The 24523-nt window shown below is 44.9% G+C and carries 25 protein-coding genes and 1 pseudogene; 13 read left to right on the top strand and 13 right to left on the bottom strand.

Annotated features, from left to right (window positions below):
- Nucleotides 1–312: 312 nt before the first annotated feature.
- Together BGP75_RS09890 and BGP75_RS09885 are read right to left on the bottom strand one after the other, a co-directional pair.
- On the bottom strand, nt 313–1737 hold the full coding sequence (locus BGP75_RS09890) for a hypothetical protein (protein WP_076718281.1): 1425 nt from the start codon (nt 1735–1737) through the stop codon (nt 313–315).
- 160 nt (nt 1738–1897) lie between these two features.
- On the bottom strand, nt 1898–2845 hold the full coding sequence (locus BGP75_RS09885; RefSeq protein WP_076718278.1) for a hypothetical protein: 948 nt from the start codon (nt 2843–2845) through the stop codon (nt 1898–1900).
- Between the two features lie 345 nt (nt 2846–3190).
- Between BGP75_RS09885 and BGP75_RS09880 the strand changes: the two genes are divergently transcribed.
- Nucleotides 3191–4006 (top strand): alpha/beta fold hydrolase, encoded by an 816-nt coding sequence (locus BGP75_RS09880; protein ID WP_076718276.1) that lies wholly within the window; start codon nt 3191–3193, stop codon nt 4004–4006.
- A gap of 59 nt (nt 4007–4065) precedes the next feature.
- Here BGP75_RS09880 and BGP75_RS09875 read toward each other — a convergent pair whose 3' ends face one another.
- From BGP75_RS09875 to BGP75_RS09855, 5 genes are all read right to left on the bottom strand, one after another.
- Entirely contained in the window at nt 4066–4716 is a 651-nt protein-coding gene (locus BGP75_RS09875; RefSeq protein WP_076718274.1) for a uridine kinase, read from the bottom strand.
- 33 nt (nt 4717–4749) lie between these two features.
- Nucleotides 4750–5109 carry a hypothetical protein gene (locus tag BGP75_RS09870; protein WP_076718272.1) on the bottom strand — a complete coding sequence of 120 codons (360 nt, stop codon included), beginning with the start codon at nt 5107–5109 and terminating at the stop codon, nt 4750–4752.
- Nucleotides 5110–5213: 104 nt separating this feature from the next.
- Nucleotides 5214–5996: an ABC transporter substrate-binding protein gene (locus tag BGP75_RS09865; RefSeq protein ID WP_076718270.1), complete on the bottom strand. Its 783-nt coding sequence runs from the start codon at nt 5994–5996 to the stop codon at nt 5214–5216.
- A 94-nt stretch (nt 5997–6090) separates the two neighbouring features.
- Nucleotides 6091–7344 carry an FAD-binding oxidoreductase gene (locus BGP75_RS09860; protein ID WP_076718285.1) on the bottom strand — a complete coding sequence of 418 codons (1254 nt, stop codon included), beginning with the start codon at nt 7342–7344 and terminating at the stop codon, nt 6091–6093.
- Between the two features lie 44 nt (nt 7345–7388).
- The gene (locus tag BGP75_RS09855) at nt 7389–7871 is read right to left on the bottom strand and encodes a hypothetical protein (protein ID WP_076718268.1); all 483 of its coding nucleotides are present in this window, start codon (nt 7869–7871) and stop codon (nt 7389–7391) included.
- A gap of 178 nt (nt 7872–8049) precedes the next feature.
- On the opposite strand from BGP75_RS09855, the gene BGP75_RS09850 reads away from it, so the two are divergent.
- The 12 genes from BGP75_RS09850 (at nt 8050) to BGP75_RS09795 (ending at nt 20966) form a co-directional block, all read left to right on the top strand.
- Nucleotides 8050–8271: a hypothetical protein gene (locus BGP75_RS09850; protein WP_076718266.1), complete on the top strand. Its 222-nt coding sequence runs from the start codon at nt 8050–8052 to the stop codon at nt 8269–8271.
- Nucleotides 8264–10036: an ABC transporter ATP-binding protein gene (locus BGP75_RS09845; protein ID WP_076718264.1), complete on the top strand. Its 1773-nt coding sequence runs from the start codon at nt 8264–8266 to the stop codon at nt 10034–10036. The genes BGP75_RS09850 and BGP75_RS09845 overlap by 8 nt, the downstream gene beginning before the upstream one ends.
- Nucleotides 10033–11814 carry an ABC transporter ATP-binding protein gene (locus tag BGP75_RS09840; RefSeq protein WP_076718262.1) on the top strand — a complete coding sequence of 594 codons (1782 nt, stop codon included), beginning with the start codon at nt 10033–10035 and terminating at the stop codon, nt 11812–11814. Before BGP75_RS09845 ends, BGP75_RS09840 begins: the two co-directional genes overlap by 4 nt.
- 62 nt (nt 11815–11876) lie before the next feature.
- Nucleotides 11877–12560: a LysE family translocator gene (locus BGP75_RS09835; RefSeq protein WP_076718260.1), complete on the top strand. Its 684-nt coding sequence runs from the start codon at nt 11877–11879 to the stop codon at nt 12558–12560.
- A gap of 165 nt (nt 12561–12725) precedes the next feature.
- Complete coding sequence (locus BGP75_RS09830; RefSeq protein ID WP_076718257.1) at nt 12726–13445, top strand: aspartate/glutamate racemase family protein; 720 nt, start codon at nt 12726–12728, stop codon at nt 13443–13445.
- Nucleotides 13446–13978: 533 nt separating this feature from the next.
- Nucleotides 13979–15589, top strand: coding sequence for a phosphoenolpyruvate carboxykinase (ATP) (pckA, locus tag BGP75_RS09825; protein ID WP_076718255.1), 1611 nt, complete (start codon nt 13979–13981; stop codon nt 15587–15589).
- Between the two features lie 337 nt (nt 15590–15926).
- Nucleotides 15927–16853: a GyrI-like domain-containing protein gene (locus BGP75_RS09820; RefSeq protein WP_076718253.1), complete on the top strand. Its 927-nt coding sequence runs from the start codon at nt 15927–15929 to the stop codon at nt 16851–16853.
- Between the two features lie 2 nt (nt 16854–16855).
- Nucleotides 16856–17479: a GyrI-like domain-containing protein gene (locus BGP75_RS09815; RefSeq protein WP_076718251.1), complete on the top strand. Its 624-nt coding sequence runs from the start codon at nt 16856–16858 to the stop codon at nt 17477–17479.
- 241 nt (nt 17480–17720) lie between these two features.
- The gene (locus BGP75_RS09810; protein ID WP_076718249.1) at nt 17721–17900 is read left to right on the top strand and encodes a hypothetical protein; all 180 of its coding nucleotides are present in this window, start codon (nt 17721–17723) and stop codon (nt 17898–17900) included.
- A 14-nt stretch (nt 17901–17914) separates the two neighbouring features.
- Entirely contained in the window at nt 17915–18385 is a 471-nt protein-coding gene (locus BGP75_RS09805) for a hypothetical protein (protein ID WP_076718246.1), read from the top strand.
- 407 nt (nt 18386–18792) lie between these two features.
- Nucleotides 18793–20061, top strand: a complete 1269-nt coding sequence (locus tag BGP75_RS09800) for a sigma-54-dependent Fis family transcriptional regulator (protein WP_198939332.1) — start codon at nt 18793–18795, stop codon at nt 20059–20061.
- Between the two features lie 311 nt (nt 20062–20372).
- Complete coding sequence (locus BGP75_RS09795; RefSeq protein WP_076718244.1) at nt 20373–20966, top strand: hypothetical protein; 594 nt, start codon at nt 20373–20375, stop codon at nt 20964–20966.
- A 245-nt stretch (nt 20967–21211) separates the two neighbouring features.
- Here BGP75_RS09795 and BGP75_RS09790 read toward each other — a convergent pair whose 3' ends face one another.
- The 6 genes and pseudogenes from BGP75_RS09790 to BGP75_RS26780 all read right to left on the bottom strand — a co-directional run.
- Entirely contained in the window at nt 21212–21550 is a 339-nt protein-coding gene (locus BGP75_RS09790) for an ankyrin repeat domain-containing protein (RefSeq protein ID WP_076718242.1), read from the bottom strand.
- Between the two features lie 13 nt (nt 21551–21563).
- Nucleotides 21564–22307 carry an RHS repeat domain-containing protein gene (locus BGP75_RS27580; protein WP_076718240.1) on the bottom strand — a complete coding sequence of 248 codons (744 nt, stop codon included), beginning with the start codon at nt 22305–22307 and terminating at the stop codon, nt 21564–21566.
- Between the two features lie 24 nt (nt 22308–22331).
- On the bottom strand, nt 22332–23099 hold the full coding sequence (locus BGP75_RS09780) for an Ig domain-containing protein (RefSeq protein WP_076718238.1): 768 nt from the start codon (nt 23097–23099) through the stop codon (nt 22332–22334).
- Nucleotides 23059–23352: a transposase gene (locus BGP75_RS09775; protein ID WP_158070087.1), complete on the bottom strand. Its 294-nt coding sequence runs from the start codon at nt 23350–23352 to the stop codon at nt 23059–23061. Before BGP75_RS09775 ends, BGP75_RS09780 begins: the two co-directional genes overlap by 41 nt.
- Before the next feature lie 124 nt (nt 23353–23476).
- The gene (locus BGP75_RS09770; protein ID WP_143821030.1) at nt 23477–24373 is read right to left on the bottom strand and encodes an IS3 family transposase; all 897 of its coding nucleotides are present in this window, start codon (nt 24371–24373) and stop codon (nt 23477–23479) included.
- Nucleotides 24374–24523: pseudogene (locus tag BGP75_RS26780) on the bottom strand (IS30 family transposase); the annotation flags it as partial. It abuts the gene before it with no gap.

The following is a 24523-nucleotide window of genomic DNA, read 5'->3' as shown; positions in this document are numbered from 1 at the left end:
ACAATTTCAGCTATTTGCTTTCGCGTCTGGCCCTGTCCAAAGAGCCGAATAGCCAAGTCTCGATTGTGTTGTTGTATTTCAGAAGATAGCTTGCGGGCATCAGTTTTATTCATACCCGGCAGTGTACCATAATTCGTCTATTTGTACGCCGGGTTAATAGTCTGAAACTTCTCTGGCCTATGACCAGAGTGGGCGTTCTCCAACTCAATCACTAATTGTTCCCATTAGGGAACCTACGAATAAGTCCATTGTGTTCTCTGTGGGCTATAGAACAGTCAGAGGCCGAAGGGAATTATTCATAGATTCCTTTGCTTAATGGCTGGTCTCGCTATCCTCTGTTACATTATGCCGTAATTCAATATCCGATAAATCGGATTGTTCCGCTATAAAGTTCCATATTTTCGAGGCTTGACTATAGCTGGTAAAGCTTTCGCCTATAGTGATGATATTATTGTCAATGGTTGTACATTTTAAAGAATAGTAAATAATCGCTGTTTCTCTGTACTGGATAGAGGATGTTTTTTCAATCAAGACATGGCTAATATCTTTCTTTTTTATTTCAGTATCATTTAGTACGAGGTTAAATATTTTTCTTCTTTTTTTTATGATGTGATGTTGTAGAGAGACTGATAGTTTTCTGTTGAACAGGTATATGCCGATAGCTCCGAACAAAATTGCAGGTACTAAGAATATTGGAAAAATGCTGAGGACACACAATAAAATAGATATTGAAATGAAAATTATTGATATTGTTTTCATTCGTTTATTTGAATATAAAATATTTGTGCTGTTTTTGGTTTTCTTTATTTTTATAAATGACATTAAGTCTTGGAGTTGTGATTCCTTTTGTTTATGCAGGACAGCATCGGATATTTCTTGTGATTCTTTTCCTGTAGCATATACTGGTATATCGTAAATCCGTATAAAATCCATATTGTCATGAATAGATTTTATTTCAAGTATCCATCGATGGTGGTCGCCGCTTTTTGACTCAGAATCAGGTAATCCTGAGGGAACTTTAAATCGGAACTTAATGCGAGTTCCAGCGGGTCCTGGCTCTGTGCTTCCATGCCCCTGGTCACTCCATATTGTGTTTTTTACTGTGTCGTTTTCATTACCTCTTCTATCTGTATATTCGTAGATTGACTGAAGCTTTATTTCGAAATTATGGTTTTTTGAGTAAGGCAACGTAATATCGACTGAACCCCCAACATCTCCTCCGATGGAACCCGGGAAAGGATCTAGCCGTAATGGTGATTTTCCATACTTTCGATATTTTATTGTTTTTTTAATACTGCTAAATATATATATAAATCCAAAAATAATAATTGAAAAAAAGATTGCCAATACAAAATATTTTTCAGAATGAAATGCTTTTGGAATACTAAAAGAAATAGATACTGAAATAAGAGTTACTATAAAACACATTACCCATTGGCGAGCACATTGATCATATTCGTCTGAGTAAATTAGATTATCACGCCACTCTTTTTGAGCAAGCCAAGGTTCATCAACTGGACAGTTTTTAGAGCTTTGGTCAGTTCTTAGCCAATAGCTTCCAATCATTAGTCCAAATCCTACGAAGCCAAATAGAACCACTGCTATTGTTTTTGGGCCTAAATTAGACCAGTTGATCTGAGCGATTCGTGGAATGTCGTTGATTATGCCAAATAGAAGAAAAATGCTTAGCGATGCGAAGGGTAAGCCAAGTAGAAATATCAATAGTTTATCTTTCACCAAAAATCTCCGTGTTCTGGTTTACAGCATTTTCGTTTCGGCTCTGGCCTGTAGAAGGTAATGCCTGATACCTCGCTTTTCAAAGGGTTGATATTGGAGTAATTTCTTCTCAAGATCCAGGGTAGGGTGGGAATAGCTCTGTATCAGTCGTAACCTGGGCTTATTGTTGATCGGAAGAAGTGTTGGTCTCAGTGTCTGGGCGACTACAGTTCGTATCACGACTGGTTTGTGACAGCTGAACTTTGAATTTCTCAGGAGCCCACCAGTGGGTGTCTATTGGTGGCGTGCAGGGTGGGTTTACGGGGTTTTTTAGAACAATGAGTTTACGGGAACCAAGCTGTGCTTTTTGTATTAAGTCCTTGTATTCTGAGTCGAATAACTGTTTGTAGGAGCCGTCTGTAAGCGCTATCTTGAAGCCCTTTTCAATCTGCTTTGCCAGCTCTGGTTTAGATTTGGTAACAAAGAAATATACCGGGTGCGGGTAAAATAAAAATACGTTGTCAGCGATTGTCAGGTCAGCTTCGTGCTGGGATAGCTCTCCCCATATTTCGCTGATTCCCCGGTGAAAATAATTGAATCTGCGCCCCTTCAGCATTTTAAACAAGGTGTCATATGTCGCTGATGTTTGAACGGGTAAGTGGTTGGCGGCATATACGGGAAGATCTCCCCAGTGGAGGCCGTGACCACCGACAAAACTCCGAAGTTCTTCTATGTTTCGGACATGAGAAAAAGCCTTCTTATCCGATTTATTGACTAATAAAAGCCGGGCTCCCAGCAGACCACTATAAATGGGAATTTTTACCGCGATCATATACTTCTCCCGCTCAGGGGTCGTCGACATGAATTCCAAATCAAGATTACCCAGGATAACAAGCCGTTCTCCGCGACCTTCATTTATGCCGGAATCTGGAGCTGTTAGTTGGTAGGCAACTCCTGACCTGTTCAACACTAAGCCTAAAACCGCGAGTCCAAACTTATATCTGGAGTGGTCCTGATAGTGCTTAATCGTTAGCACTGGGTCTGATCTTGAGTGAAGGGAAACTGTGATCAGAGAGGTAGCAATCACTACATTAATGACCAGCGAAACAGCGCATCGAAAATTATGCATGATGATCATCCGCATGGAATCTGACTTGAATAATAAAAAGGATAGCAGTCAATTTGAATTATCGGTATGCATGAAGCCTGTGGTTACCTTGGGAATCTATCATCAAGTCTATTCGGTCTTAGCGGAATGAGGTCCAGTTTCTGCACTGTTGACATAAGTGTTTATAGCGGTTGAAATGATTGACTATACGGTATCGTATGTTTTGGGGGTGATTATGTTGTGGATGACTTGTTTTTGCCGAACGGTCTCCGGGTTGGCTGCCAATGTCGCACTGACCGTTTATCAGACTATATGGGCGACTGATTCTTATCGTTATGTCATTCAATTTGTTAGAAGAGTAGGGCAATGAATAATCAATCGACAAGCTTAACTAACCCCAGAGATCTGTGGGTGGAACATCGACAGGGACGAATCTTTGCTCGGGTCTGGGGCTCTGTTGATGACAGTATTAATATGGATGGGGTAAGTCCTATCGTCATGTTTCACGATTCGTTGGGTTGTGTTGATTTATGGCGTGATTTTCCTGCCTTGCTGAGCGCTGGTACCGGGAGGGTCGTGATTGCTTATGACAGGCTGGGGTTTGGGAGATCTGATCCCCGGCCAGGTAGGTTGGAGCTGGATTTTATTGCCGATGAAGCCCGGTCATATTTTCCGGTTGTTCGTGAACAGTTAGGTTTTGATCGTTTTGTCGCTTTTGGTCATAGCGTTGGTGGTGGAATGGCTGTTAATTGCGCAGCTGATTATGCTCATGTGTGTGAAGCGCTGATTACTGAATCTGCCCAAGTGTTCCCGGAAGGTAAGACTCTTCAAAGTATCTCGGAAGCAAAAGAACAGTTTCAGGACAGCGGGCAGCTCCAGCGGCTTGAAAAATATCACGGAGAGAAGGCCAAGTGGGTTCTTGATGCGTGGACAGAAAGCTGGCTGCACCCGAAGTTTACCCAATGGTCGTTGAAAGGTGTTTTGCCTGCTGTTACTTGTCCTGTACTCGCTATCCATGGTGTTCATGATGAATACGGCTCCAAGTGTCATCCTGAAATGATTGCAGAGTTATCCAGTGGTTTATCCCGGTGTGAAATTCTGGACGACACCTATCACGTTCCTCATAGGGAGCGGGCTGAGCTTGTCGTTGAACTGGTTAGAAACTTTATAATCCAGGAATAGTTTAAGGTCTGAGCTTCAAAAAAGCCGGTCAGAATATGTATCATGTCAGCTGCGGATGGCTAATCTATTTTAATGATTCTATTGGCATTTTTTGTTGATGCGGTGGTGATCAGTTCGGCATTTGGACTGTCGTTCTGCTCAACCCGAAACCGAGCCTGATTTTCCGTTAGTCCCGTTGTCAGATGCCGTTGGTAGACTCGTCGATGACTTTCAGCATGAGGCACATACAATAACCAGGTTTCGTCAAATACCTGCTCTTTGAGTAGGCACCAGGGAGAGTCATCCAATAACAGGTAATTACCTTCGACCAGGACGATCTGAGGTGTTTTGGTGGTGAGGGTAATCGCTCCTTCGATCGGGTCGCCAACATTATGATCAAAATCAGGAAAGGTCCCTGTACCGAGTTTTTTAGCTTCTGTTAAATCGGCTACAAAGCGCTTGGCGTTGAATGTAAAAGGGGCTCCACGACGAGCATGGGCAAGCTTTGGATCATCCATTTGATCCAGCTCGTGTCGATAATAATGGTAGCCATCCATCGGAATGATGGTGAGCAGGGATTCCAGTCTGTGCTTTAATTCAGCTGCGATGGTGCTCTTCCCGCTGCCTGGAACACCTGCCAGCCCTATCCAGTATTGGGAGTTGTCTTCCAGCTGATCAATTTTTTTCATTAACTCTGTAGCGAGTTGATCGTATATTTTGCTCTGTTCCATTAGAGGGGGATCGCTTTTTTGGTCGGATTAAAATCAATGATATGCTGATCGTTGATTGAATCGAAGATTCCATTTGCCAGCATTTTCCTTCTTGCAGGCTTCTTCGGTGTCAAAACGAATATGTTTGTTAATATCTTTAATTTCTATTCCTTGAGCACTCAGTGTCTGTTTTATCAGTTGTGCCATGCTGCCTGCGTTGTCAGAATGTCTCAGATTATCCAGTTGCCGGTTGGTATCAAAGATGCAAACAACCGATAGGCTATCAGGAAAATGTGAGTAGTTTACGAAATGTGTCAACCAGACAAACCCATCAAAGCGTTCCAATGACGCTTCGCAGGCTTCAGTCAGTGCTTTTAGAAGTTGATTATTGATTTTCTTTTCAGATTTTTTCATGAATGGAATATTAGTACGATATTGTCTATGGCTCTAGAAAGAATACGATCATGGCTGGCGGCGTCTGAAATGGCTATATCGGTAAATATAACGGTCATCTGGCATCACTGCTCCGATGGTGACATATTCTCAGATCCCATTTTGACAAATTCAGAGAAACTTACACCGGTATGTCGGGTGTAAATCTGATCAACGGTTCCGTCTTCATGCATCTCTCCCAGTGCCTGGTCTATTCGGTCTCGTTTTTTTGTCATACTCACATTGAAAGAGGGGTATAGGGGCTGAATACTGAAGACTGGCAGCATCGGCTTCAGAGGTAATTGAAACTTGTTGATGACTTGTTGCATTACAACTGCGTCAGCAAAAGCCAGGTCCAGGCGATTGATTGCCACCATCTTGGCAGCTACGGATTCGCTCGGTAACCATTCAATGACAGGGAAGCCTGCATCCAGAATTTTTTCAGAATATTGAAAGCCCTGCAAAAGTCCCAGCCGCTTGTCCAGCAGTTTGCCCATATACTCAAACTGGCCATAATCTTCGCTTTTTCGTATCCAAAAACCAAGAATATAAAGAGCACTCGGATGCTTTCCGTGAATAAAGCCGGGACGGTCCACGGCGTCCATAGCAAAGTCCATCTCGCCCCGCTGAACCATGGCGAGACATCGCTTCCAGGGTAACCCCTTAAAGGTTAAATCAAATTTGGCACGTTTGGCTGCCTCTTTCAGTAAGTCGACTGTAATTCCTTCAGGCTTTCCGTCCTCTAGTTGGGTGTAGGGAATCCAGGTCACAAAGCAGGCTCTTAAAGGGTCTGCCGCTAAGACCGCGCCCGGCAGAAAGAGAAGTAAAGGTAAAATAAGATGATATAGCCAACTGAACAGTTTTTGCACAATCTTCCCCCTGTTCTTGGTCAACGGAAGTTGTTGCTGAAATGATATCCACTGCATCTATATTATAGAGCAACATCAACGGAGAGGCGGTTGGTCAATTAAAGCGATTAACACGGAAGGGGCTGATGTCAATGTCAAGGGGGTTGTTGCTGATAAGGTCTGCAATAATTTTTCCGGTTATACCTGACAGAGTCATGCCGATATGTCCGTGGCCGAAGGCATAAAAGACATCTTTATCGTTTGCTGAAGGGCCAATAACCGGCATGGAGTCGGGCATTGATGGCCGAAATCCCGTCCATTCACTGCTATGATCATTCAGCTGGGGTAGTAGCGTTTTGACTGTCTCAGCAATCAGATTAATTCTTGTTGGATTGGATGGATTATCTACACCTCCCATTTCCACGGTACCGGCAGCTCGTAAAGCGGTATCCATTGGTGTCATGTAAAAACCAACGTCGGCCCAGCCAACGGGACGATTAAGTAAATCCTGAGCTCCGGTGTACATAAGGTGATACCCCTGCTCCGTATCCAGTGGCACCCTGTCTTTGAATTGGGCGGCAAACGGGCGCGACCAAGCTCCGGCTGCGACAACGACTTTGTCCGCGCTGATTGAGCTGCCTTCCGTGACAATACTGAGTTTCGTCGGGGTTAATCGCTTGATTGTCATCGCTTTATTCTTAACAATCAATCCTCCCTGACGTTCCACTGCCTGGCCCATTTTGTTGAGCAGTTTTAATGGATTACGTATGTGATATGCATCGTTGAACAGTAATCCGCTGTGATAAATCCGATTCAGAGCGGGCTCCAAATCAGCTATTTCACTCTGGCTAAGCTCCTGTACTGATATACCGTTTTGTCGTCTGAGATCAATTTCAGGACGAGCGTTGTTAATGCGCTTCTGGCTGCTGTAAAGATACATTGTGCCGTTGGACTCAAGGAGTTCATGGGCATTGGAAACCTTAAACAGGGGCTCAAAACCACGGTTCACCATGGATAGCAATACTGCCAGTTTCTGAGCGATAGATTCCACTTTACCGGGGGGGCTGGCACAAAGAAAGCGGACCAGCCAAGGCATCAACTGTGGAAGATAGGACCATCGGATCGACAGAGGGCTTTTAGGGTTAAACAACAGGCTGGGGATTTGTTTTATAACCTGAGGTGTAGCCACTGGAATATTGGCATAAGTTGCTATGGTGCAGGCATTGCCATAGTAGGCTCCTTCTGCAAAGGGGTCCTGATCAATCAAAGTTACCCGGTGGCCTTGGCGCTGTAGCCAGAGGGCTGTTGCAACTCCGACGAATCCAGCACCGATGATCGCCACTTCATAAGTACTGGAGGACGGGGACATTTCAGCAGGTTCCATCGACCACAATCTCTACCATCAGGCGACTATTACTCAGCGGGTTCAGGCTCTGTTGGTGTTTCAATGACATGAGCTGTTTTAAGCCGGCACTTGAGATCCATGTCGTTGCCACTGTCGAGCATGTACATGATGCAACTGTATGCTGTGTTGGAACGTGGAGTGAACTCATAAAGCTCGGAGTTTTCGACCCAGGTGTCCAGTTCATACATATAGTCAGGATCTAGCAGAGACTGTTTTTTGCCTATGTTTCCCTTGGGAAAACAATCCATTGCCATGGCATTACCACCATCAAGCATTAGCATAATACAGGCTTGATCTGGACTTGCCTTGGGAGTGAACTCATAGATTTCGGAGTTTTCGATCCAGGTATCCAGTTCATAAGCAAAGTCCGGGTCCTGAGTTGAAAGCTTCTGTGTGTCGCCGTCGCAACCTGCCAGCAATAGAGTGGTCAGGGCGGCTAAGGTGATTTTTAGATAGGTCTGCATATTTTTACCAAACTCTTTATGTCGCACAAGAATACTCTTCTGTGATTCTGCTTTCCATTAATCTGTATTAGGCATTTGTTATTTATCTTGATTACTGTACACTAATCAAATTAATGCTCTCAATCCGATGATACGAATCTGTCAGCATTGAATCATAGTCTTTAACAAACCTTTAGCTACTTTCACTTCTATTTAAGTGGTCATCATGTCTCCCAAAACACCTGGCCTGAAAACAGGCTGCTGCGATCACGGTGGAAAGCGCCCTGGTTGTGGACGCAAGCCCGGAATAAAAACACAGCCGATTCGGCTGCCAAGATGGTTACTGGAACAGTTGCACGAAAAGGGAGATGCCCGTCAACTGATTATTGAAGCCTGTATCAGCCAATACCAACTTTGCAGTGATAAGACGCAGGGGACAGATGACTAAATCACAGTTCGTTTTACATTATTTGCTGCTTAACAAGTATTCCTATCTATTCGCTGTGGTATGCATATTTAGCGTTAACTGGCTGCAGGTTGAAATTCCCCGCTACATTCAGATTGCTATTGATCTTCTCAATCAGACAACGGTCGAAGCTCAGGGCCGTCTGGTTGAATCTGTCCAGGTAGTGATCTTGTTTTCAGTGGTTATGGTCTTTATTCGCATTCTGTCCCGAATGTATGCCTTGAATCCAGGCCGTATTACCGAAGCCCAGTTGAAGAATGATCTATTCTACAAGCTCAATCGACTGCCTTCATCGTTTCATGAAAAGTATCCGTCCGGGAAGTTAATATCTATAATTAACAATGATTTAAACGGTATTCGGTTATTTTATGGTATCGGCTTTCTGCAGTTGTTTAATATCGTCTTTTCGCTTTCACTGACACCCATATGGATGTGGGACATATCTCCCGGCCTGACTCTTTATTCAGTTATCCCCATTATTGTTTCATTCGTGTTTTTCCGTCTAGGATTCAAGCGATTGCGGGCTTTGCATGCTGATCGAATGAAACGCCTGCAAGACCTGTCTGAACAGCTAATGAACTACCTGTCGGGTATTGATTTAATCAAGAATCAACAAATGGATTCCTGGGTCGCCAGAGAGGTGGAGCAAGTCAATGAGCGTCTGTTTGACTGCACTATGAAAATTACCAGAATTCAGACCTTTGTTATGCCAATTCTGGATTATGCCAACCATTTTATGAAAGTACTTATTCTTGGTTTGGGAGGTTATTACCTGTTACAGCAACAGCTGACGATTGGTGAAATTACCGCATTTCTTTCCTACTCGGTTTTGTTAGCGCTTCCGCTTATGCACCTGGGACGCATCGTGACAGTCTTTCAAATGGGCATGGTTAGCATAGATAGTGTCCAGGCGATATTAGGCGCTGAAATTCCTGAAGCAGATCTGGCTCATCTGGACGAATCCACAAAGAAGTCTTTGAAGCGGGCAGATTTAGTTGTCAAAAACCTCAGTTATAGCTATCCGGTGGGTGACGATAATCAAGCTGTTCTGAAAAACATCAGTTTTACCGTTTCTGCCGGCCAAAAGTTGGGGGTTCTGGGAAGTGTTGGTTCTGGTAAAAGCACATTAGTTAACTGTCTGAATCATTATCTTGACGTTGAACCGGGTCATATCTTCTGGGGTGGTGTAGATATTACTCAACTGTCTCGCCAGGACTGGCGGACTTATATCAGAACCATAACTCAGGAGCCTTATCTGTTTTCTGACACAATTACCGAAAACGTGCAGTTTGGTGCAGTCAAAAGCAGTGCGGCCCGTCGTGCCGGTGATATACGTCATGTATTGAAATTAAGTGCTCTGAGTGACGATATCGACAGGTTTGGTGATGGTGAGCAAACCGTTGTGGGCGAAAGGGGAATCATGCTCTCTGGCGGGCAGAAGCAGCGTCTCAGTATTGCCCGGGCGCTACTGACCCCTTGTGACCTGATCATTATGGATAACGTCCTGTCCGCTGTTGATTATGAAACCGAAAGGAAGATCCTCAAGGGGGTGTTTAACCGGGTAACCGATCAGAGCTTATTAGTTGTTTCCCACCGTATCAGTGCACTGGAGATGATGGACCAGATTCTGGTGCTTGAGCACGGGAAAATCATTGCCACCGGCACCCACAAGGAGCTGCTGCAGTCGTCAACGTACTACCGGGAGACCTGGGAATTGCAACAGCACGAATCCGAGAACGCCGCATGATCAAATCACTGGATATCCAATACCTGAAACACTTCTACCGGTATGCGTCGGCTTATAAAAAGACAGCCCTCATCGGTATTGCCATGATGCCGATATCGGTGGCCGCTAACCTGCTTTTCCCCTGGCTGATTATCGTGGTTATCGATGATTACCTGACTGCGGGTCAATTTGATGGATTGATCAGTATTGCTGTTGCAATGATCGCTGTTTTAATCGTCAATTATCTGGCTGATGCGGTGTACTCATTCTGTCTGAAGAAAACCGGCCATCGTACTGTTTTTGATATTCGTGCTGCGCTATTTAAGCGCATCGTAAATTTGCCCAGGAGCTATTTTGATAAAACACCGACAGGTGTGACGCTTTCCCGCCTGACCAGTGATCTTGAAGTGATTGGTGAATCCTTTGTGTTGGGGGTACTGGGGCTGATTAAGGATACCATTAACACACTGGCTATCCTGATTTTCATGTTCTTTATCAACTGGCAGCTGGCATTGGTGGTATTGGTGGTGTTTCCACCGGTGTTATACATCACTCAGTTGGTACGGAATAAACTTCGAGCGATGTACGCGATCACTCGCTCTTCGCTGGCCAAAGGAACGGGATATTTGCAGGAATGCTTGTTGGGCGTTAAGACTGTACAGCTGTACGGTGCTGAAGAAGAGGTAGAGAGCAAATACCGGGGCTACACTTCTGAGTTTATGAAAGCCCAGCTAAAAACCAATAAATATGATGCCGCGCTGTTCTCCATTATCACCGGTATTACCTCCGTCACCATCGGTCTGATTATTTGGTATGGTTCTGGGGAAGTAGCGGCAGGTGCTGTGACTCTGGGAGTACTTATTGCTTTTATTAATACCCTGGAAAAAGTCTTTGTTCCGTTGAGGGATTTCAGTTCTCAGATTGCGTCTATTCAGCGCTCGTTTGCTGCCTTCGAACACATAGAAGAACTCTTTAGGGAGCCAATGGAAGAAGAGGGCAAGAGACTATTGGCTGTCGAGGATGTTGAAAAACCATTAGAGACGTTTGAAACCCTTGAATTCAGAAATGTGAGGTTTCGTTATAACGCAGACAGTCCCTACGTTTTGGATGATGTCTCTTTTATCCTGAAACAAGGTGATCAGCTAGCCCTGGTCGGAACGACAGGATCGGGAAAATCCACGATCATGCGACTCATCAATAAGGTTTACACGGACTACGAGGGCAGTATTTTACTTAATGGCATCGAGCTGTCTCAAATTCCCAAAGCATCTGTACTGAAATTGTTTTCTCTGATGCAGCAGGATGTCTTTCTGTTTGAGGAGAATATTCATTTTAATATCTCACTGGGTAACGAAGATATCAGTGATGATGCCGTCGTAGATGCCGCAGAGTTTGTTTACGCCCACGACTTTATTATGGATCTACCCAGTCAATATGAGTTCCGGCTAAAAAACAGCGGCGGCAATCTGTCAGGAGGGCAGACCCAGCTGATTTCCTTTGCTAGAGCTATTGCACAGGGAGGGCAGGTGATGATGCTTGATGAGGCAACCAGCTCGGTGGATTCTATAACCGAAGACCTTATTCAAAAAGCCATAGGGCGCTTATTTGAGGAAAAAACGGTAATTGCCATTGCTCACCGACTCAGCACCATTAGAAACTCCGACCTTATTCTGGTATTAGATAAAGGGAAGATTATTGAACGTGGCAATCATCAGATGCTATTGGACAGACAAGGAGTCTATGCAATGCTGTTAAACGATAGTGCTGACATCGACAACGATATAGTGTTAGCCTCCTGACAGGGTCAACCGCTGATAACATTGACCGCAGATTAAATTGAAAAACAAGGATGAATTAAATTATGTTTGAAGCTCTGAACGCATTGTCCGTAGAGTTTTTACTGACAGCATTAGTGGTAGTGTTACTTCCAGGAACGGGGGTTATCTATACACTTTCCAACGCCATTTTCCATGGTGGACGCGCTAGCATCGCCGCTGCACTGGGTTGTACGCTGGGTATTGTTCCGCATTTGCTGGCGACTTTGTTGGGTCTTGCCGCTTTATTGCATACCAGCGCCGTTGCTTTTCAGGTTGTCAAAATTCTGGGTATCGCTTATCTGCTTTATCTGGCGTGGGGAATGTGGCGTGAAACCGGTGCACTTGCGATTGATGGTTCAGAGCAGAACAGCGATTCAGAACAGAACAGTAATCAAGAGGTATCCGCCCATCGGGGGATGGGGCAACTGGCGGCTATTACTGTGCGCGGTGCTCTGATTAATATCCTGAACCCCAAGTTATCAGTCTTCTTTTTGGCTTTTCTTCCCCAGTTTGTACCGGCAACGGCTCCCGATGTATTAATGCGCATGAGCCTGCTTAGCGCTACATTTATGTTGATGACATTTGTTGTGTTTGTGGGGTACGGTCTTGCTGCAAATGCAGTAAGGCGTCGGGTTCTCTCATCTGCACGAGTGATGCAATTTATGCAGCGAACTTTTGCCGGTGCTTTTGCAGGTTTTGCCGTTAAATTAGCAATGACTGAGCGTTAGTCTGATCTTGCCCTGGCTTGGTGCACGGTGAGTGCCGAATGATCTCCCTGATTCATCGGAAGATCATTCGATATATGCATGAACGGCTTACTAATCGGCATTGGACGATGATTGCTGTAATGGCCTACCCTGTTGCATTCCCGTCTTGTTGGAGTAATCAGCTAAATGGTTCAAGGTCATTCTCAGAAAGAAAAGGTCGTTGGTGTGATCGGTGGGATGGGGCCGGAGGCAACGGTAGACCTGATGAGCCGGGTCATCAGAGAAACTCCGGTCAATGATGATGCGGATCATATTCGCATGATTGTCGATAATAATTCCAAGATACCCTCACGAATTAAAGCGCTGATCGACGGCAATGGTGAAGATCCTGGCCCCTGTATGGCTGATATGGGCCTAAGGCTTCAGCGATACGGTGCCGACTTTTTAGTTATTCCCTGTAATACCGCTCATCACTATTACCAGGACGTTGTTGATGCCGTTGATATCCCAGTAGTGAATATGATTGAGATGACGGTTGACAGCGCTATTCAGGGACATAAACGGTTACGGAAAGCTGGGGTGCTGGCATCAACGGCTGTTCTTAATATCGGGCTTTATCATGAATACTTTGCTCAGCGAAAAGTTGAGGCTGTATTTCCAGAAAGCCGAGAACAGGATAAGCTGATGGCTTTGATTCGCAGAGTGAAAGCGGGCTCCCATGACGCCGAGGTTATCGGTAGCTTCAAAGCCGCCGCTGACAACCTTCAGGCTCAGGGAGCAGAATGCTTGATAGTTGCCTGTACAGAACTTTCAGTTCTGGCTGATGAATTGCAGACAAGCTTGCCGGTTTATGATGCTTCTCAGGTGCTTGCAGAAGTGATTGTCAGAACAGCGAAGGGATGCTGATCCTCTTTTATCTATGTTTTACCTATTGGTAATGGATATCATTACCAATCAGTTGATATCATGTACTTCTGATTTTGACTTGGCCGAAGAGGCTATCCTTTGAAGAAGCTATCCTTTAAAGCCAGGATTAAAAACAGCCAGGCAGAGACAGGAGTATTTTTAGACTCTTTTGTCCTGTTCCAGGGTATTAACGTGGTCGAAACTTTAATGAAAATCGGAGATTTTCGGCAAATTTTCAAGACGTGGAGCGCGTAATGTCTTATTATCCCGTCCACGGAAAAAACCGCACTGAAAAGTGTTTTAAAAATTGAAATTCGTTGAATAAATTTGACAAATTATCGAATCTATTCAAAGAAAATTTTATTAAAAGAATCGCAGAAAGCGATCAGGAAACATTGGGCGCGATCTAGGAATTCATTTTCTTAAAGTAGATTACACCAAATCCACAAGATCGTGGATCAATGCGGAAATATCCGTGTCCCCATATTTGTTAGCCATGCGACGTGAGAGCTCATGTCTCTCCGGAGGAAGAAATGTCAACAGTGAAGCCCGACCTGGACCTCTCAAAATACGGTATCCAAAACTCTCAGGAGATCGTTTATAACCCCTCCTATGAACTACTTTTCGAAGAAGAAACAAAGCTGAGTGTCAGTGGTTATGAGAAAGGTGTTGTAACTGAGTCAGGTGCGGTTTCCGTGGACACCGGTATCTTTACCGGCCGCTCCCCAAAAGATAAGTATATCGTTAAAGATGACACGACTCGTGACACCGTTTGGTGGTCTGACGAAGGTAAAAACGATAATAAGCCTATCTCTACCGAAACCTGGAATCAGCTTAAAGACGTAATCACCGAACAACTGTCCGGCAAGCGTTTGTTTGTTGTCGATGCGTACTGCGGTGCCAATGACAACACTCGTCTCAAAGTGCGTTTTCTAACAGAAGTTGCCTGGCAGGCCCACTTTGTAAAGAACATGTTCATTCGTCCCAGTGACGAAGAACTCGCAACTTTTGAGCCCGACTTTGTGGTGATGAACGGTGCCAAGACGACCAACCCTAACTGGAAGAAGCAGGGCCTCAATTCTGAGAATTTTGTTGCCTTTAACCTGACCGAAAAAATGCAGCTGATTGGCGGCACCTGGTATGGCGGTGAGATGAAGAAAGGTATGTTCTCGATGATGAACTACTTTTTACCATTGCGTAATATCGCTTCAATGCATTGCTCCGCCAATAAAGGCGAAGACGGTGATGTGGCAATCTTTTTTGGTCTGTCCGGTACCGGTAAGACAACTCTCTCCACGGATCCAAAGCGAGAGCTTATCGGTGATGATGAGCACGGTTGGGATGACAATGGTGTCTTTAACTTTGAAGGCGGCTGTTATGCCAAGACCATCAACCTGAGCAAGGAAAGTGAGCCCGATATCTACAATGCTATCCGTCGTGATGCGCTTCTGGAAAACGTCACGGTTGATGAAAATGGTAAAATCGATTACGACGATGGGTCTAAAACCGAGAACACTCGCGTTTCCTATCCGATCTACCATATCGATAACATTGTTAAGCCCGTCTCAAAAGCTGGTCATGCCTCTAAGGTTATCTTCCTGACCGCTGACGCCTTTGGTGTTCTGCCACCTGTTTCCAAGCTGACACCGGAGCAGACAGAGTATTACTTCCTGTCAGGTTTCACCGCTAAGCTGGCTGGAACGGAGCGCGGTATCACCGAGCCCACACCAACGTTCTCTTCCTGCTTTGGAGCGGCTTTCCTAAGTCTGCATCCAACGACCTACGCAGAAGTACTGACTAAGCGTATGAAGGCAGCTGGCGCAGAAGCCTACCTGGTTAACACGGGTTGGAATGGCACTGGCAAGCGAATTAGTATTAAAGCCACTCGCGCGATTATCGACGCTATCCTCGATGGTTCTATCGAGCGTGGTGAGTTTGATAACGTTCCTTACTTCAATCTGGCTGTGCCTACGGCAATTGAAGGTGTTGATGCGACTATTCTGAATCCTCAGAACACCTATGCCAATATTAGTGAGTGGGATGAAAAAGCCCGTGATCTGGCTCAGCGCTTTATTTCTAACTTCCATCAGTTTACTGATACAGCGGAAGGTGAAGCCCTGGTTAAGGCTGGACCTGAGCTTTAAGACTGCTATTGCTGGTCTGCTGATGAAGTGTGCTTAGCAGGCCCGTAGCGCAAGCTTTTATCACGAGGCTCCAATAATTTGCCTTGCTGATGTGCAGTAGAAAATCTGAAAAGGAGAACGGTGAGAATCTGTTCTCCTTTTTTGTTTGTGCAGTTGTATATTTATTCAGATACCGTCTTTATTTGATCACATAAAACTGATCACCGTCTTCTGCGTGTTTCATGTTATCGCTGTTGTGACTTGGTAGCACTCATTTAAGCGCTATGACAAAAAGCGCAAAAATGATCAGGTACTTACAAACATAAAGCTGCAACATATCTCCCAACGGAGCACATTGATGAAGCAGAAAACAGCACACTTTTATAAGCAAAAAATGTTAAAGGTCCTTAACTATATTCAGGAAAACCTGGATGAGCCTCTACAGCTGAATACACTAGCCGAGGTCGCATGCTTTTCTCCCTATCATTTTCATCGCCTGTTCAAGGGGATGACCGGGGAGTCATTGCAACAACATATCCGAAGGCTGCGTATGGAAAGGGCTGCCTGGCGGTTACGATTGGGTGATCAGTCTATTATTCGCATTGCCCATGATGCCGGTTATGCAAGCGATGTTGCTTTTTCGCGGGCTTTTAAGAGCCTTTGCGGGCTATCACCTGCTGTATTTCGTGCCAATCAACGTGCTCCGTTTCCCCTGTTGTCTCCGATAGCAATCCGCTATTCGGAGACAGAGCGATTGAAGGAAGTGGAGTTTTTCCACTCTAAGGAGATGAGTATGAAAGTTGTGATTAAGGAAATGCCAGAGGTAAAAGTAGCCTACGTCCGCCATGTCGGGCCTTATGCCGAGTGTGGAAAAGCCTGGGAGAAGCTTTTTTGTTTCTTAGGTCCACAGGGAGTCTTGGGAGGGCAGGCGAAAATACTTGGCTTAAGCCATGATGATCCGGAAGTAACACCTGCACAGGAGATCCGCTACGATGCCTGCGTTACATTAGAGGATGGTATTGAGTTAAAGGAAGAGGGCCGGAAGGAGGCGGGTGTTGGAGTAAAGATGGTTGACGGTGGGGAGTATGCCGTAACTACTCACTTTGGCCCCTACGATACCCTGGCCGTTACCTATGCCAAGTTCTTCGGTGAATGGTTGTCCAGCAGTGATCGCAGTCCAGCAGATAGACCCTGTTTTGAAATTTATCTAAATGATCCGGAGAGTACGGCTCCTGAAGACTTGGTGACGGATATATATATGCCATTGGAAGAGGTGAAACAGTGAATATGAAGCTGGATCTATTTAAGGAAAACAAGGCAGATTATGTGGCTCCAAAACAGCCGAAGTTGGTCTCTATAAAGGAATGTTGCTACCTGGCCATTAATGGTCAGGGCGCACCAGGAAGTGCTGGCTTTCAGGAAGCAATAGAAGCTCTTTACGCCATGGCCTACACCATCAAAATGACACGCAAAGCGGCTGGTAAGGGAGACTATACCATCTGTAAGCTGGAAGCTCAGTGGTGGTATGAGGGAAATGAAGATGTGGCAGAGGTGTCCCAGGATCAATGGTCATGGCAGCTGCTGATTCGTACACCTGATACGGTAGAACAGGCTGATTTACAGGCGGCGTCGGAAGTGTTGATTAAGAAAGGTAAATCCACACTAACCGGCAATGTTCAACTTATCCACCTGGAAGAAGGACGCTGCTTGCAGGTGCTCCATGTGGGACCTTATGAGGACGAATGCCGGAGTATCGAGCTCTTAAAGGATCATGCCAAAGAGCTTGGATTGGTATTTTCCGGCAATCATCATGAAATCTATATCTCGGATCCCAGACGAACCCCTGCCGAGCGTCTGAAAACTATATTGAGATACCCTGTGTCTGAACTTGAGGAGGGACTGCCGTCCTAGAACAAGTCTGCATCAGAGTCGCGGATCGGTTGGGTCCGCTTCTCTAACTTGCCTGGAGGAAGTACTTCGAATTTTTGTTTCCAGTTCTGTGAAATGACTGCAAACTGCCATGTAAAAAATACATTAAAGAGTACGGTTCCTGTTTTCGTTATTTTCTAACCTGTTGAAATTTAATTTATTGTTTGTCTTGGCATGGTTTCTGATTGGGTTGTTTTAAAACTAAACAACGATGGAGGTTGGTATGGATACCAAAAAGACAGTATTAGCCAGGTTAACACTATCTGTACTTACATCAGTACCGGTAATGGCCAATGACTGGAAAGGTGAAGCCAAGGGCGCATGGTTGGATGGTGAAGTTGAAACGGCCAACGGGTACGAGCATATCGTATCAGTAGAGGATTATCTGAACCTGGTGAAATAACCCGGGAGGCAGCGATGTCCAGAACTTATGACCACCACTTTCTAGAACGCCTTATCGATTTATGTGAGGAAGGTCAGGTGTTTTATAGCGAAATGTCAGAGAAGGTACAAAGCTTGGCATTATCGTCATTGTTTCGTGAAATGTCCCGTATTCGTGCTTTCATCGCGACTGATCTAAGAGTACTTCAGACTGAAGTAAAAAGTAGTCATAACTGCTTTGATGCACCGGTGGATAGTGTAAAGCGTATTCACGACGAGTTAAGTACAGCATCATTTTATGATTCTAATGACTATTATTTTATTGAGCCTCTGGAATCTGCCGAAGCGCAAGCATTAGAGGTTTTTCGAACAGGAGTACAGACAGTCTCTGATTCTGTTTTAAAGGAAAAGCTTGCGATTCATTTGGCAACTATGCAGCTTGTTCATGATCGGCTTAAGGCCAGCAAGTTTGATCTGGAAAGGCATGTGACCAGAAGCACTCCTTAGATCTGCAAAAGCTTTGTCCGGAGCACAAAGTCGACTTATTGATCGATCTCTCAACCAAAGACTGTGCTTGGGCGGCGTCTTTTGGCTTTATTTCTTTTCTCTCTTCCTTCTTGATGCCCGACCCGATATTTTCATATACAGGCTGCGTTGATTCTGAGACTATTCTTTTTTCATCAGTAGCTTATGGAAATTCTAGAGAGTAGAGGTCCACTGTCAGAACAATAAAACGCAAGTGCGGTGCGGACTATTTATAAAGGGACCTTTGGAGTTTTCAGGTCTCTAAAGCTCTTTGCCCATAAAATGATAGCCGATACTGCCGACAAGTATGTGGGTGGTCTGAACCACAGGAGAAAAACTTGCCGAGTTTAACCTTAATTACGCGGCAGACTGTTCTAACAGAAATGCTAATGCCCCTTATCCAAGCCTCCGGCTTTGAGGTTTGCTGTATCAGTAATCTGAGTGAACTGGAACAGACAGACTTGGTTATTTATGCGCCGGAAACTTTCAGCAAAGAAGATCTGGATGATTTCCAGAAGCATCCAATGTGTGATGACGCTGAATGGCTGTTGATTAGTGATGGCGAGCCAAATCAATATCTGGATAAACTGATGACAATGGGTGTCAGCTACCACTTCAGAACACCCTTGGATGCAAAGCATGTCAACGAAGTCATCAAGGAGTTTTTTAAAGAGTTTCGGCAGGAGCAGGCCGATAAGTCATCGAACGTAATGACGTCTACATTGGATCAGTTTGGTTTGCTGCTGGGCTCTTCTCCTGTTATGCGCAGACTCTACCGACTTGTTCGTCGAGTCAGCCAGACAGATGCCAACGTAATGATTATTGGTGAAAGTGGCAGCGGTAAAGAGCTGGCGGCGCGAACGATTCACGAGCAAAGTCTCAGAGCTGATCAGCCTTTTATTGCAATTAATAGCGCAGCACTAACTCCTGAGTTGGTTGAAAGTGAGCTTTTTGGGCATGTTAAAGGGGCATTTACCGGGGCCGTTAGTGACCGTGAAGGTTGTTTCGAACAAGGCAATGGCGGCACCTTGTTTCTTGATGAAATTACTGAAATGCCGCTGGAGCTGCAAAGCAAACTTTTACGGGTGCTGGAAAGTGGTGAATTCAGGCGGGTCGGGAGTGATCAGGTCAAGAAAACCAATGTGCGTGTGATCGCTGCAACCAACCGACAGCCACTGTTGGCAATAGAAGATGGCTTTTTGCGAGAGGATATTTACTTTCGAATAGCGCACTTTCCGATACAGCTGCCACCGCTACGAAAGCGTGGGCAGGATATTATTGAGCTTGCTAAGCATTTTTTGGCTTACAGAAACCAGATGACAGGTAGTCATAAAGTGCTGTCAGCGGATGCCTGTACAATGCTGATGGAATATTCCTGGCCGGGTAATGTACGGGAATTGAAGCATTGCGTTGAAAAAGCTCATATCCTTGCTGCAGAGTGTATTGGGCCGGAAGAGCTTGCATCGCTGAAAAACCAAGGGGAAGCGGAGCTTTCCGTGGATAAAATAGGCCCTGGCACACCTTTAAAAGAAGCGGAGAGAGTGTTGATTCTGGCAACACTCGAAGCCTGCGATGGCAATAAAACTCAGGCGGCTGAACAGCTTGGCATCAGTATTAAAACCCTATATAACAAGTTGGACCAGTACGAAGATACCTGATGCAGAAATGGACGGATACATTATCCCTTAGTCCTATCAACGCTTTGAGATTACCGATAAAGTCCTGTACCAGTTGCTCTGCGGGCTTTCGGGAGAAGGGGTTGATGTAAAAATACCGGTAACAAGCCACGGAATAATAACTTGTCGCCGGTGTTTTTAAGTCAAAAAAAAATAAGAAAAACATATGCTTATATTAGCTTTGTTTGGTCTTTGGTCCGGGCTTTGTGCATAGAATAATTAGACGGGAATTTTGTATAACTAAATTCGTTGCCATCCTGCTTTTTCATCTATAACCACAGAGGATCTTACTGTTGAAAAACTTCATATTATTTCTACTTATTGGAATACCAAGTGTTTGCCATAGTAAACCAGTTGACTACTGGTCTCTTGAAGTGCCCGTACCTAAAGAAGCAACGGATGTGCGACATGATAAAAGCCAACACTTTTACACAATAACCACGCAGTATGAGATTAGAATAGTCGATACCGATGAAATTTATGAGCTATATCAACGCTATTTTTCTGCCATTGGCTGGAAAGATCCTATGGCTGATTTCCCTAAAAACGGTAGTAGATCACAAGGATCTTGGAGCTCATATCGAGCCAATTTTGGCTCAGATGGGCTCCCTGAAGCAGCTTATGCAAGCATGTGGAAGGCTGAAAAAATGCCGGCATATGGAAGCGTACTGGTTACCCTAACATCCTATGAGAATGAGGTTTTCACTGCTACAGTAAAAGTGGTTCTGACTCCAGAGGTAGATACCTCGGCGTTGATAGAAATGCAGCAATTAATTGTAAGTGATCCCAAAATACTATTTGCTCTTCATAAAATCATCGGAGCAAACCCGTTCGAGGTGGAGGAAGTTGTAGAAACAATGAAAAATGTAGACAAATCAAGCCCATAGCAAAGGAATATTTTCAAATAGTGGATAAGTTTATGTCTGGTTTTAAACAATTTGGTGACAAATACATATCTGGCGGGTAAAAAATCAACTTCACTTTTGATACATATTCGGTCATGTGATCTTTCTTGGATATAAATAAAGTTACAGCTCTTTTACCTGAAAACCTGTATTTCACCTGCTGTTACACAGAATCATTTGGAGTCTTTATGGGGATACCACAGGCTCTAACCCCAATTTTTCAGTTTTTACCTCGACCCCCAAATATGAAGTAACTCTATAATTTCAGGGTTGTCTGAATTTCTAGAAAGATCTTCTGCTGTATCACCACAATCAGTTTTAATATCGATCTTAGCTCCATTCTCAAGAAGCAGTTTAACCATTACAACATCATTCTCTGAAATAGCTTCATATAGAGGTGTTACTCCGAATTCACATTTCTTATTAACATTCGCACCAAGATCTAATAATTTTTTCGCGATCATCGGTTCTTTCCACAAAACCGCATAGTATAAAGGTGTATCACCACATGAATCAGAGTCGTGGATATCTTTGAAATGAAATTTGTTTAGAAACTCCTGAATCATAGCACTAACCTTACTATTTAAATGCAGGGCAAGTCTGACACTCTGGCTTGGTGTCAATTATTGCAGCACAATCCTCTTTTAGCCCAATTGCACTTATAGTTTCGTCTGCATGGCCATCACTAGGATCTTCAATTCTATCAAAAAAGCATGTGTGTGACAGAACCCCTCTTGCAACAGCACAAGCTTGCCATCGACTTTCTTTTTCAAAAAGGATCTCACACGAATTATGATACTCACATCTTCTTAACGGATTTCCCGTTGACAAAGGCCGCTTACATGCATCTTTGACTGCTTCTCGCAGAGGTCTCCACACTTGAGGCGTACAACTACCCATATCTGCCGCCTTACCATACTTATCAGTATAGTTCAGAGGGTTCCCTAAAACGTACCCATAAATATTTTCCCCTCCGTCCAGCCCAATCGGGTCACTCTGTACATACCGTCCCAGACTCGGATCATAATCCCGCATATAGTTATAGTATAAGCCCGTCTCTTGATCAAAATACTGGCCCGGAAAACCCGCCTGTTGATCAATATCTGAGACCACTTCCTGCGTTTCCCCAAAAGGCCTGCGCTGTGCTTCCCAGACCACGGTCTGATTCTGGTCGGTCACCACCTGCGGGGTGCCCAGATGGTCGTTGTGGATAAATAATAGCTCTTTTGCAGCCTGGGCCTGACTGGTAAGCAGCAGGCTGATCAATAAACCTAAGCCCACTTGGATGAGGCGGTTCAGGCGGTTGCGGTTACGATTGTCCATGGTGTTTCTCTCCCGTACCTGGGGTTATTGTTCATACACGCGAACGTTACTGAAGACACTTTCCCCGGTGGGGTTGCTGATGTCATGGTCGGCGACGAAGTAGAGGTATTGCACGTTACCGGTGTAATGCTCGCCCACCACGATGCGGTAGTGCTGGGTTCCACTGCTGTAGTTACGATAATCCTGAAGGCCCCAGTGTTGTGTGCCGTAGAGTTGGAAGGTGTGGTTGGTGGTGTGGGTATGATCGTTATCAAAACCGATGGCGTGGATCTCCCCTTGGACGCTGCTGCTGAAATCAAATTCCAGTACGGTATTGGCGGTCAGGGTATAGGGGAAGGCGATTTGCTGCCAACGGTTGCCCACCAGATGCAGGCTATGACCGCCGTCTTCTATAGTGACAGTGCCGGCCAGGTCCTGGCTGGTGGTGTAGCTGCCGAGGGTTTCGTTGTTGAAGTTTAATGGGGCAACGGCGGCTGTAACGGTGATGCTGTAGCTCTGGCTGTCACTGCCGTAACTGTTGTCGGCCTGGATGGTTACGCTGTGGTTACCCAGTTGGGCCGCTGTCGGGGTCCAGCTAAGCGTCCCATCGCTGCTGACTGTCATACCTGTAGGTCCTGAGGTTAAGCTGTAGCTGATCGGGCTGGCGCCGCTGGATTCCAACTGATCGTTGGCGTCGTAGTGGTAGGCTTGATCGATGGCAGCGGAGGTGTTGGCGCTGGAGGTGATGCTTGGCGGGCTGTTGTCCGCTTCTTCATAGACACGTATCCACCGGCGCTGATTTAAATCTCCCATCCCATAAACCACCGGTACGGCGATAACGATGATTGAAATATTGCACGTAAAAACGCCCAATCATCTGCATTAATTTACTTAAACTGTCTTCTTTCTCCGGTGTTACCAACAAATGCACATGATTAGTCATCAATACATAAGAATGAACTGCACACATGTGCTTATCACAACTTTCAATCAACTTATCCAGATAAAACCGATAATCCTCATCAGCAATAAAAACAGCCTGTCGATTATTCCCACGAATTATCACATGATGCGGCTGTCCCGGTAACACCAACCTTTTTAATCTCGCTATATCCTTATGGCCTCCTTATTTCAATTCCTTTTTTACTTTTTTAATGGGGTCTGAGGTTCCCCCAATAAAACGGACTTATTTATAAAGAAACTCTTTTCTCTTCATACTCAATCGGGCTTATGTAACCAATATATGAGTGGCGTCGATTACGATTGTAAAAGACTTCTATATATTCAAACAGGCTTTGTTTCGCTTCACTGTGCGTATGGTAGTCTTCGTGCTCAACAAGCTCTGTTTTAAGTGTTCCGAAGAAACTTTCAGCCACAGCATTGTCCAAACACTCACCCTTACGGCTCATGCTGCACACCAGACCATTATCTTCGAGCAAAGCCTGATAGCTACCTGATGCATAGGTGCTTCCCTGATCTGAGTGGACAATTACCGAATCTGTTTTCCCTCGACGCCATACGGCCATCGTTAAAGCATCTCGTACTAACTTAGCATCGTTCTTGTTACTCATAGCCCAACCGATAATGAGCCGAGAGTACAGGTCTAGTACGACTGCTAGGTATAACCAGCCCTTGCGTGTTTCGATGAAGGTGGTATCAGTTACCCAAGCTTTATTGGGCGACGACGCTTTAAAGTCCCTTTTGAGAAGATCAGGTGCTGGGGCCATAGTCTTTCTTGAATCCGTTGTAATCACAAACTTTCGTGCCATCTTCGACTGAATGTTGTGTCCATTCATTAGTCTAGTCACTTTGTTCAAACTCACCTTCTCGCCCGATGCCAACAAATCCTGGTGGATACGCGGAGAACCATAGGTTCCACGACTATCTTCATGAGATTGTTCAATCAGCTTCATTAGCTGGCGGTCTCGCTTTGATCTATTGCTCTCTGGACGATCTTTCCAATCGTAATAACCACTGATTGATACGCCTAAAACATCACACATTTTGGACATCTTATGTTCATGGCTGTGATCCTTGATGAATGCGTACTTCACTTGAGTTCCCTGGCAAAGTACGCCGCTGTAGATTCAAGCAATCATTGCAACACTCTTCTCAATCATGTATGAAGGACTTTTAAATTTCAACGTCTTTCTGGGACGTTCATTCAATTGGGTTGCCACCTCATTTAGCCGCTCTTGCGTATGCGGTGACAAGTTAGTTTTCTTGGGGAAATATTG

It is taken from the genome of Motiliproteus sp. MSK22-1 (assembly GCF_001968815.1).
Classification (GTDB): Bacteria; Pseudomonadota; Gammaproteobacteria; order Pseudomonadales; family Balneatricaceae; genus Motiliproteus.
The sequence above is the reverse complement of the archived record's forward strand: the minus strand, read 5'-3'. Positions and strand labels throughout refer to the sequence as shown.

Excerpts from the sequence above, each read along its gene's own strand:
- BGP75_RS09845 (WP_076718264.1), top strand. The coding sequence starts at position 8,264 with ATGACTAAATCACAGTTCGTTTTACATTATTTGCTGCTTAACAAGTAT.
- BGP75_RS09830 (WP_076718257.1), top strand. The coding sequence starts at position 12,726 with ATGGTTCAAGGTCATTCTCAGAAAGAAAAGGTCGTTGGTGTGATCGGT.
- BGP75_RS09810 (WP_076718249.1), top strand. The coding sequence starts at position 17,721 with ATGGATACCAAAAAGACAGTATTAGCCAGGTTAACACTATCTGTACTT.
- BGP75_RS09835 (WP_076718260.1), top strand. The coding sequence starts at position 11,877 with ATGTTTGAAGCTCTGAACGCATTGTCCGTAGAGTTTTTACTGACAGCA.
- BGP75_RS09780 (WP_076718238.1), bottom strand. The coding sequence starts at position 23,099 with ATGGGAGATTTAAATCAGCGCCGGTGGATACGTGTCTATGAAGAAGCG.
- BGP75_RS09860 (WP_076718285.1), bottom strand. The coding sequence starts at position 7,344 with ATGTCCCCGTCCTCCAGTACTTATGAAGTGGCGATCATCGGTGCTGGA.
- BGP75_RS09820 (WP_076718253.1), top strand. The coding sequence starts at position 15,927 with ATGAAGCAGAAAACAGCACACTTTTATAAGCAAAAAATGTTAAAGGTC.
- BGP75_RS09840 (WP_076718262.1), top strand. The coding sequence starts at position 10,033 with ATGATCAAATCACTGGATATCCAATACCTGAAACACTTCTACCGGTAT.
- BGP75_RS09885 (WP_076718278.1), bottom strand. The coding sequence starts at position 2,845 with ATGCATAATTTTCGATGCGCTGTTTCGCTGGTCATTAATGTAGTGATT.
- BGP75_RS09875 (WP_076718274.1), bottom strand. The coding sequence starts at position 4,716 with ATGGAACAGAGCAAAATATACGATCAACTCGCTACAGAGTTAATGAAA.
- BGP75_RS09800 (WP_198939332.1), top strand. The coding sequence starts at position 18,793 with ATGCCCCTTATCCAAGCCTCCGGCTTTGAGGTTTGCTGTATCAGTAAT.
- BGP75_RS09870 (WP_076718272.1), bottom strand. The coding sequence starts at position 5,109 with ATGAAAAAATCTGAAAAGAAAATCAATAATCAACTTCTAAAAGCACTG.
- BGP75_RS09850 (WP_076718266.1), top strand. The coding sequence starts at position 8,050 with ATGTCTCCCAAAACACCTGGCCTGAAAACAGGCTGCTGCGATCACGGT.
- BGP75_RS27580 (WP_076718240.1), bottom strand. The coding sequence starts at position 22,307 with ATGGACAATCGTAACCGCAACCGCCTGAACCGCCTCATCCAAGTGGGC.
- pckA (WP_076718255.1), top strand. The coding sequence starts at position 13,979 with ATGTCAACAGTGAAGCCCGACCTGGACCTCTCAAAATACGGTATCCAA.
- BGP75_RS09880 (WP_076718276.1), top strand. The coding sequence starts at position 3,191 with ATGAATAATCAATCGACAAGCTTAACTAACCCCAGAGATCTGTGGGTG.
- BGP75_RS09805 (WP_076718246.1), top strand. The coding sequence starts at position 17,915 with ATGTCCAGAACTTATGACCACCACTTTCTAGAACGCCTTATCGATTTA.
- BGP75_RS09790 (WP_076718242.1), bottom strand. The coding sequence starts at position 21,550 with ATGATTCAGGAGTTTCTAAACAAATTTCATTTCAAAGATATCCACGAC.
- BGP75_RS09815 (WP_076718251.1), top strand. The coding sequence starts at position 16,856 with ATGAAGCTGGATCTATTTAAGGAAAACAAGGCAGATTATGTGGCTCCA.